This is a genomic window from Streptomyces sp. NPDC057271, from assembly GCF_042668715.1.
Lineage (GTDB): Bacteria > Actinomycetota > Actinomycetes > Streptomycetales > Streptomycetaceae > Streptomyces.
This window is the reverse complement of sequence record NZ_JBHUYJ010000007.1, coordinates 36,621-43,039: the sequence shown is the minus strand read 5'-3', so window position 1 is coordinate 43,039 and position 6,419 is coordinate 36,621. Positions and strand designations below refer to the sequence as shown.

Annotated in this window: 8 protein-coding genes; 1 reads left to right on the top strand and 7 read right to left on the bottom strand. The window is 74.7% G+C overall.

Features of this window, described 5'->3' with window-relative positions; translation table 11 throughout:
* Positions 1-172: 172 nt before the first annotated feature.
* From ACFUJR_RS05395 to ACFUJR_RS05370, 6 genes are all read right to left on the bottom strand, one after another.
* Positions 173-1,300 carry a hypothetical protein gene (locus ACFUJR_RS05395; RefSeq protein WP_383163251.1) on the bottom strand — a complete coding sequence of 376 codons (1,128 nt, stop codon included), beginning with the start codon at positions 1,298-1,300 and terminating at the stop codon, positions 173-175.
* Positions 1,300-1,962: an RNA polymerase sigma factor gene (locus ACFUJR_RS05390; protein ID WP_383163315.1), complete on the bottom strand. Its 663-nt coding sequence runs from the start codon at positions 1,960-1,962 to the stop codon at positions 1,300-1,302. Before ACFUJR_RS05390 ends, ACFUJR_RS05395 begins: the two co-directional genes overlap by 1 nt.
* Before the next feature lie 260 nt (positions 1,963-2,222).
* Complete coding sequence (locus ACFUJR_RS05385; RefSeq protein ID WP_383163253.1) at positions 2,223-2,903, bottom strand: hypothetical protein; 681 nt, start codon at positions 2,901-2,903, stop codon at positions 2,223-2,225.
* Positions 2,900-3,478, bottom strand: a complete 579-nt coding sequence (locus ACFUJR_RS05380) for an RNA polymerase sigma factor (protein ID WP_383163255.1) — start codon at positions 3,476-3,478, stop codon at positions 2,900-2,902. Before ACFUJR_RS05380 ends, ACFUJR_RS05385 begins: the two co-directional genes overlap by 4 nt.
* Before the next feature lie 117 nt (positions 3,479-3,595).
* The gene (locus ACFUJR_RS05375) at positions 3,596-4,039 is read right to left on the bottom strand and encodes a hypothetical protein (RefSeq protein WP_383163256.1); all 444 of its coding nucleotides are present in this window, start codon (positions 4,037-4,039) and stop codon (positions 3,596-3,598) included.
* 56 nt (positions 4,040-4,095) lie between these two features.
* Positions 4,096-4,788 carry a maleylpyruvate isomerase N-terminal domain-containing protein gene (locus ACFUJR_RS05370; RefSeq protein WP_383163258.1) on the bottom strand — a complete coding sequence of 231 codons (693 nt, stop codon included), beginning with the start codon at positions 4,786-4,788 and terminating at the stop codon, positions 4,096-4,098.
* Positions 4,789-4,863: 75 nt separating this feature from the next.
* On the opposite strand from ACFUJR_RS05370, the gene ACFUJR_RS05365 reads away from it, so the two are divergent.
* Positions 4,864-5,598, top strand: coding sequence for a Clp protease N-terminal domain-containing protein (locus ACFUJR_RS05365; RefSeq protein WP_383163260.1), 735 nt, complete (start codon positions 4,864-4,866; stop codon positions 5,596-5,598).
* A 246-nt stretch (positions 5,599-5,844) separates the two neighbouring features.
* On the opposite strand, the gene ACFUJR_RS05360 is transcribed toward ACFUJR_RS05365, so the two are convergent.
* Entirely contained in the window at positions 5,845-6,396 is a 552-nt protein-coding gene (locus ACFUJR_RS05360) for a hypothetical protein (RefSeq protein ID WP_383163262.1), read from the bottom strand.
* Positions 6,397-6,419: the final 23 nt, after the last annotated feature.

Below are 6,419 nucleotides of genomic sequence, written 5' to 3'. Positions count from 1 at the left end.
CCGTGGTGGGCACCAAAGGGGGGCGAGGGGGGGGGGGGGGGGGGGGGGCCTGGGGGACCTTCCCCCCCCCCGCGCCGGGTGCGCGGAGCCGGAGGTACGGGGGGAACCTCGGCTCACGCGCGGCCGATGACCAGTCGGCTCACTCAGTACTGCGCCGACGGGCCGAAAAGTGTCACACCTGGTTCGTCACGAGGTCGCCGGCCAGGGCTGGGACGAGGTTTCCGGTGCGGTCCGGGACGTCCGTGACGGGGCGCGGGGCGCCGGTCCGGGCCGGCACTGGGGCGCGGAGATCGATACGGACCGGGGCGCGGTCCAGGCTGGGAGCGGACCCCTTGGCGTGACCGGTGCCCGAGTCGGACGTACGGGTGTTCCCGCCGCCGCCCCAGTCGTCGGTGCGCTCGGCGGAACCCGCTCGTTCGCCCTCCCCGGACGGGTCGTCGTCACCCTCGCCGCCGGCCGAGTCGCCGCCCAGCACGCGGTCGCAGAAGCGCCGTACGGTCTCGCCGCCGCGCGCGGACTTCTCCAGCCGCTTCTTGGCGGCGTCGTCGAGGCGGCCGGCCCGGTACTCCTTGCAGGCGTTGACGATCTTGGCGCCGAACTCCGCGTCCTTCTCCGACGGGCCGCCCGTGCTCGTCCCCGGCTCCGGGGTGGCCTCGCCCCTGCCGCCCTCGCCTCCCGTGCCGCCGTTTCCGGCCGTGGCCGGAGGGGCGGGCGTCGAGGTGGAGGCACCCGGCGTGGCGCCCTCGGCGGTGGGCGGCGCCGAGGGCGTGCCCGTGGTGGCGCCTGGCTCCGGGGAGCCCGATGCGTCCGGGACGTCAGGGCGCTCCGCGGAGTCGTCCGAGGCGATCGGCTCGGGCGTGTCCACCGCCGACACGGAACCGGCGGGAGCGGGGCGGTCCGCGGTGAAGGGCAGCAGGCCCGTGCCGGAGGCGACGGCCACCCCGCCGACCGCCACGGCGGCGACCGCGGCGGCCAGTCCGTACCGCAGCGAGCGGCCCCAGCGCCGGGTGGCGGGCGACCGTCCGATCCGTACCGCGCCGAGTTCGGCGGTGCCGAAGACCGACGGGGCCGCGGCGAGGCCGCGCTCGGCCCTGACCTTGCGGAAGGCTGCCAGGGCGGCGGCCTCCCCGGGAAGTTCGGCCGGTGCCGTGGGGGCGGGATGGGGCGGGCGGGCCGCCGCGAGGGCCTGGGCGAGCCGCATCGCCTCGGCGCGCGCGTGATCGTCGACGGCGTCGACCGGCTCGCCGCGCAGCAACCGCTCCGCAGCGTCCTGGTCGAGCCACTGGTACTCGTCGGCCATCACATGTCCTTCTGCGTCCGCGGGCGCGATTGCGTCACACCACCGGGGACCGGAGCCCCCGGCCTGCGACCGCGCTGCGGTGGTACGCCTCCGAGGGAGGCCTGGCCGCCGTCGCCGTCGGCGAGGAGTTCGGCGAGCCGCTTGAGGCCGCGGTGCGCGGCGGTGCGGACCGCGCCGGGGCGCTTGCCCAGGGTGTCGGCGGCGCTCTTGGCGTCCAGGCCGACCACGACCCGCAGCACGACGGCCTCGGCCTGGTCCTGGGGGAGCTGGGCGATCAGATGCATGGTGTCGCCGGTGGTCAGTGCTTCCAGTGCCTCGTCCGCGGTGTCGGAGTCGGCGGGCTTGTCGGTGAGTTCGGTCTCGTCGCCGCTGCTCGCGGGGCGCCGGCCCCGCATCCGGATGTGGTCGAGCGCCCGGTTGCGGGCGATGCGGGCCGCCCAGCCGCGGAACCGGTCGGCGTCGCCGCTGAAGCGGTCGAGATCGCGGGCTATCTGGAGCCAGGACTCGGAGGCGACGTCCTCCGCGTCGGCGTCACCGACGAGTGAGCGCAGGTAGCCGAGAAGCCGTGGGTGCACGGCGCGGTACACAGTACGGAAGGCGTCCTCGTCCCCGTTCTGCGCAGCGAGCAGCGCGGCCGTCAGCTCCGCGTCCTCCCCCAGCACTCCACACCCTGTTCGTCCATCACGGCTGGTCATCACCGCCGCACCATCCGGCACGCATCAGCACGCTACGTCCTTGTCCGGCGCCCCGTCCACGTTCGTCCACTGATTGTGCAACCCGCAACCAACTTGGGACATGGGCGGCGGTGTGACAGAAATCGCTTGTACGGCGCTGAAGGGAGTACGGGGCCGTGCTGCGGCTCCGGCGGACGGCGACCGGGGTCTCTCCTGTGGGGGGTGGCGACCCCGGTCGTCTTCCTTTCTCAGTGCTTGCGGCTCCTTGCCCTCGGGCCGTTCATGCCGTGGCTCCCGCTGTCGCCCCCGGCCGCCTTCTCGCCCTTGTGGCTGCTGCCGACGCTCTTGCCGTGGGGCGTGTCCTTGTCGCCGCCCCGGCCCTTGGCCCGACCCTTGGCCTTGCCCTTGGACGTGCCGCGGAGTTCCTCCGAGGACCGGTCCCGAACCTCGCCCGTCGACGTGGGCACGGCCGACCCGCCGCGGCCGACGCCGGGAGCCTCGGGAGTCCCGGGAGCCTCGGGAGTCCCGGGAGCCTCGGGAATCCGGGGAGCCTCGGGAATCCGGGGAGCCTCGGCCCCGGAGGACTCGGAAGTCCCGAAGGTCTCAGGGCCGTCCGGCACGGTCGCCGGTGTCGGCGGGGCGGGCCGGGCCGGTTCGAGGGTGCCCGACGCGGCGACCGCGACACCGCCGAGGAGGACCGTCGCGGCCACCCCGAAGGCGGTGGTCCGCAGAGAACCGCGCCACCGTCCTCGTACCGGTGCCGGACGCCAGTCGTCCCGCCGTCTGGTGCGGCGCACCGCGTTCGCGTCGGCGTCCCGCGCCGCCCGGTAGGCCTCGCGCGCCCGGACCTCGCCCGCGTCGGCACCGTCCTGTTCGCGCCGCAGCGCCGCGCTCAGCGCGGCGGCGAGCCCGTCCGGTTCGCGTGTCATGTCCCATCCTTCCGCCGTCGCGGCGGCTCCGCGGCGGCGAGCAGTCCCGCCAGTCTCCTCAACCCCCGGTGGCCCGCCGTGCGGACCGCACCGGGGCGCTTGCCCAGGACGCGGGCCGCCGCCGGCCCGTCCAGGCCGACGACCACCCTCAGCAGTACGGCCTCGGCCTGGTCGCGCGGCAGGGTGCGCACCAGGGCGAGCGCCTCCTGCGTCGACAGCCTCTCCAGGGCGGCGTCCGCCGTGTCGAGACCGCCGGGCAGTTCCCACACGTCCCGCTCCAATAAGGAGGTGGGGGGCCGTCGCCGCTGCCGGCGCAGATGGTCGAGCGCACGGTGGCGGGCGATCGCCGCGGTCCAGCCGCGGAATCCCACCCCGTCGCCACGGAACCGTCCGAGGTCACGGGCGATCTCCAGCCAGGCCTCGGACGCGACGTCCTCCGCGTCCTCGCCGACCAGGCCCCGTACGTAGCCGAGCAGTCCGGGGTGAACGAGACGGTAGGCGCCCGCGAAGGCGTCCTCGTCCCCGCGCTGCGCGCGCTCGACCAGAATGCCCAGTTCCGCGTCGTACGCGCCCACACTTCCCTCTTCGTGCCGACTCGGCACCGCACACCGTGCCCATGCCCCTCGTGAGGCAGGGCGCGACGCGCCGTCCCCCTTCTTATCAGCGCGCGGAGGCGTCGAAACGTCACTGGTTCACAGACAGCGCACAGGCGTCCTGGCCCGCCCGTGCAGCAGCAGATAGAAGCGCTGTACGGATTCCTCCGGACCTGCCTCGAACCGGTTGACGACCTTTCCGAGCGGGTTCCAGACCCGCCCGTCCGGCATCCGTATCCCGACGGGCTGGCGGAAGAACTCCCGCTGCCTCTCGTCGAAGTCCACCCATCGCGCGCCCGCCCGGCGCACGACGACCTCGCCGGTGTACGCGCCGAGGCCCCGGAGGACGCCGTCGACCCGGTCACGGTCGGGGTGGTCGCGGCGCAGCCCGTCGACGATCAGGTCGACCAGGCGGAGACTGGCCACGGAGTAGTCGAGCGGCAGCCGGCTACGGGCCGTGAGCCGCTCGACGACATGGGACACGTAGGCACGCATTCCGTCGGCGGACGGCATGGCCGGCGCGTTGTCGGATTCCCGGTACATGCCCAACCAAGCGACCGATGGGGCGCAAGTGTCACAGGTGGCGGAGGTGGCGCTGGTCACACCGTCAGATCAGGGGCCGCCTCCCCCTCCGTGCGCGGTTCGCCGAACCAGCGCCAGGACGTGCGCCGTTCGCGCCCGGGGAGTTCGCCCCGGCCGGTGACCCACAACAGGGTCGGCCAGCGGTCCGTGTCCGCGGGGGCGTCGGGGAAGAGCCGGGTGAGCACCCGGCCGCACAGGCCGGCCGGCGGGTGGAACGGGACGCCGAGGCCGGCGGCGATGTCGTGCGTATGGACGAGCGTCTCGACGATGCCCATGGCCGCGAAGCCCTCGGCGTCGGAGCGGCCGAAGCCGTGGTGGGCGCGCCGGTCTGCCGGAGCCGTGCGGACCACGGCGGTCAGCAGGGCGCCGCAGGACTCCAGGACCTGGAGCAGCCCCGTGGTCCCGGCCCGGGGGTCGGCGTACGTGACGTTGGCGGGGCCGCCCTCGCGGCGCCGCTCCCAGAGGAAGGGCACCTCGGTGTCGAGCGCCGGGGCGTCGAGGCCGAGCTGGGCGGCATAGGCGAACAGGTCGTCGGCGAGGTGCTCGACGGTCTCCCAGCAGGTCCAGGTCAGCGTGCCGGCGGGGCGCTGCCAGTCCGCGGCGGCGGTGGCGGCCGCGGCGCCGCGCAGGGTGGTGAGGGAGAGGCGGACGGCGTGCTGGAGGTCGTCGGCGGTGATGCCGGGTGTGGTGGGGTCGCTCGTCGTCGTCATGGCGATCATCATGACGTGCGTCGAACTGTCAACCGAAGGTTGACACCCCCTGACTGTCAACCTAGGGTTGCCTCTATGACGAAACCAGTCGGCAAGACCATTCCCGTCCGGCTCGACGACCTCATCGAAGCCATCAAGAAGAGCCACACCGACGCGCTCGACCAACTGTCGAACGCGGTGATCGCGGCAGACCATCTCGGCGACGTGGCCGACCATCTGATCGGCCACTTCGTCGACCAGGCCCGGCGCTCCGGCGCCTCCTGGACCGACATCGGCAAGAGCATGGGCGTCACCCGTCAGGCGGCGCAGAAGCGCTTCGTCCCCAAGGACCCGGACGCGGAGAAGATGGACGCGAACGCCGGGTTCAGCCGGTTCACGCCCCGGGCCAGGAACGTGGTCGTGGCCTCCCAGAGCGAGGCCGCGGCCGCGGGCAACGCCGAGATCGGCACGGGGCACGTGGCTCTCGGGCTGCTCGCGGAGCCCCAGGGCATCGCGGTGCACTGGCTGAACGCGCAGGGCGTGACGGCCGAGGCGCTGCGCGAGGCGGTCACCCCGACGCTGCCGCCGGCGGCCGAGGAGGTGCCCGAGCTCATCCCGTACGACGCGGCGGCGAAGAAGGTCCTGGAGCTGACCTTCCGCGAGGCGCTCCGGCTCGGCCACAACTACGTCGGTACGGAGCACATCCTGCTGGCACTGCTGGAGTTCGAGGACGGCGAGGGCCCCCTGACGAGCCTCGGCCTCGACAAGGCGCAGGCGGAGGCGGACATCGCGGCGGCGATCGAACTGATCGCGGTGAAGCCGTCGGAGTGACGGCGAGACGCCCGCGGCGCCCCTGGCCGTCCGGGCGCGGGGCCCCGGCCGTCCGCACCACGTCCCGACAGGGCCCGTGCGGGTCCGGGGCCGCGCCACGGAATCGCCGACGGTTCCGGCGGGCGCGCCCCGGTGCCGTCGGCCGTTCCTGCCCGGCGCGCCCCGGTGCCAATCGGCCGTTCCTGCCCCGCGCGACGGGCCCTTGGCTCCGTACCGGCCCGTGCGCCGCTCCGGTCGGGCCTGGACTCAGGCCGTACGGGCGCGGCGGGAGACCACGGCGCGGAGGACTCGACCGCCCTCCGTGGAGAGTTCGCGGGCCCGGCGCAGACCCGTCGGGCCGTGCGCGACCGATTCGAGGACGGTCTCCTGCCTGCGCAGCTCACCGGCGAGGAGCGGGCCGGCGCCGGAGCCGTCCCCGGCCCGGCAGCGCGCGATCGACTCGTCGGTGACTTCGGCGGCGTCGTACCGTCCGTGCAGGGCGAGCGCGGTGACGGAGCATCCGGAGGCCCACGCCCGCAGCGGCCCGTCGGCCCACTCGGCGGGCGCGGTGCCCAGCATCTCGCGTACCAGCCCGGCCGCCTCGCCCTCCTGCGTACCGGCACCTTCCAGCTCCACGCGGGCCTTGGCGACCGCCTCGCCCCACGCCCCGCCGTCCCCGCGGGCCACCGCCGCCCAGACGGGCCGCAGCACCTCGCCGCCGTCGGGTGCGAGCAGCGGCAGGCACCGGTCCAGGCAGGCGAGCCCGGAGGCCGCCAGACTCCGTTCGTCGGCGCGGTCGATCAGTTCCAGCAGGCTCATCGGGGCCTCCCGTTGCGGACGCA

What these genes read in the sequence shown, in the direction of transcription:
- ACFUJR_RS05395 (WP_383163251.1), bottom strand. Translation starts at nt 1,300, where the DNA reads ATGGCCGACGAGTACCAGTGGCTCGACCAGGACGCTGCGGAGCGGTTG.
- ACFUJR_RS05385 (WP_383163253.1), bottom strand. Translation starts at nt 2,903, where the DNA reads ATGACACGCGAACCGGACGGGCTCGCCGCCGCGCTGAGCGCGGCGCTG.
- ACFUJR_RS05375 (WP_383163256.1), bottom strand. Translation starts at nt 4,039, where the DNA reads ATGTACCGGGAATCCGACAACGCGCCGGCCATGCCGTCCGCCGACGGA.
- ACFUJR_RS05370 (WP_383163258.1), bottom strand. Translation starts at nt 4,788, where the DNA reads ATGACGACGACGAGCGACCCCACCACACCCGGCATCACCGCCGACGAC.
- ACFUJR_RS05365 (WP_383163260.1), top strand. Translation starts at nt 4,864, where the DNA reads ATGACGAAACCAGTCGGCAAGACCATTCCCGTCCGGCTCGACGACCTC.
- ACFUJR_RS05360 (WP_383163262.1), bottom strand. Translation starts at nt 6,396, where the DNA reads ATGAGCCTGCTGGAACTGATCGACCGCGCCGACGAACGGAGTCTGGCG.